Genomic DNA, 1,151 nt, shown 5'->3' with positions numbered 1-1,151 from the left:
GGCACTTACTACTACCGTAGAGCTAATTGTACTACAATTCAATGGGTTGTTTACTTCACAAATCGTATAACTTACTGCATAGTTTCCAGATGGGGTGTTGGCCGGAACTGTTACTGTTCCATCTGAATTTACTACTAGTCCTGATCCTACTGGAACCGTACTTGATGTGATTTGTACATTCCCTGCTGCAGTACCTACTACTACTGGGCTTCCATTTAAGGTATCGTTGTTCGTTAATGCCGTGGTGGTGCCACCTGGTAATCCATTAACCGAAGGGGTCGTTTCTGTTACCGCAACAATTATATTTATGGGTGTTGGAGTAACACTAGAGGTATTATTTCCAGGGGTAGGATCTGCTTCATTGGCAGTTATACTCGCACTGTTGGTATACGTTCCTGAGGCATTGACTGTGGCAATGATAGATAAGGTAGCATTAGCTCCATTGGCTAAAGTACCAATGGCCCAGATTCCTGTTCCACTTGTATAGGTTCCTGAAGCTGTGCTGGCGCTTACAAAAGTATAACCGGAAGGTAAAATATCCGTTACACTTACTCCTGTTGCGTTGCTTGGACCTGCATTGGTTGCTGTTAAAGTAAAAGTAACATTACTGCCAACATTAGGCGTAGCGCTACTTGCGGTTTTGGTTATACCAACATTAGACTGCGCAACCGGGGTTGGGGTAACACTAGAGGTATTATTTCCAGGGGTAGGATCTGCTTCATTGGCAGTTATACTCGCACTGTTGGTATACGTTCCTGAGGCATTGACTGTGGCAATGATAGATAAGGTAGTATTCACTCCATTGGCTAAAGCACCAATCGCCCAGATTCCTGTTCCACTTGTATAGGTTCCTGAAGCTGTGCTGGCACTTACAAAAGTATAACCGGAAGGTAAAATATCCGTTACACTCACTCCTGTTGCAGCACTTGGGCCTGCATTAGTTGCTGTTAAAGTAAAAGTAACATTACTGCCAACATTAGGCGTAGTGCTACTTGCGGTTTTGGTTATACCAACATTAGACTGCGCAACCGGGGTTGGGGTAACACTAGAGGTATTATTTCCAGGGGTAGGATCTGCTTCATTGGCAGTTATACTCGCACTGTTGGTATACGTTCCTGAGGCATTGACTGTAGCAATGATAGATAAGGTAG

The 1,151-nt window shown here is 44.1% G+C and carries 1 protein-coding gene; it reads right to left on the bottom strand.

Annotation, left to right across the window (positions count from 1 at the left end; all coding sequences use genetic code 11):
• Positions 1-1,151, bottom strand: a 1,151-nt coding sequence (locus G3A47_RS22525) for a DUF11 domain-containing protein (protein WP_166926504.1), incomplete at both ends; no start/stop codon positions are given.

The organism is Flavobacterium poyangense, from assembly GCF_011751075.1.
Lineage (GTDB): Bacteria > Bacteroidota > Bacteroidia > Flavobacteriales > Flavobacteriaceae > Flavobacterium > Flavobacterium poyangense.
This window is presented reverse-complemented; position numbering and strand designations above follow the sequence as displayed.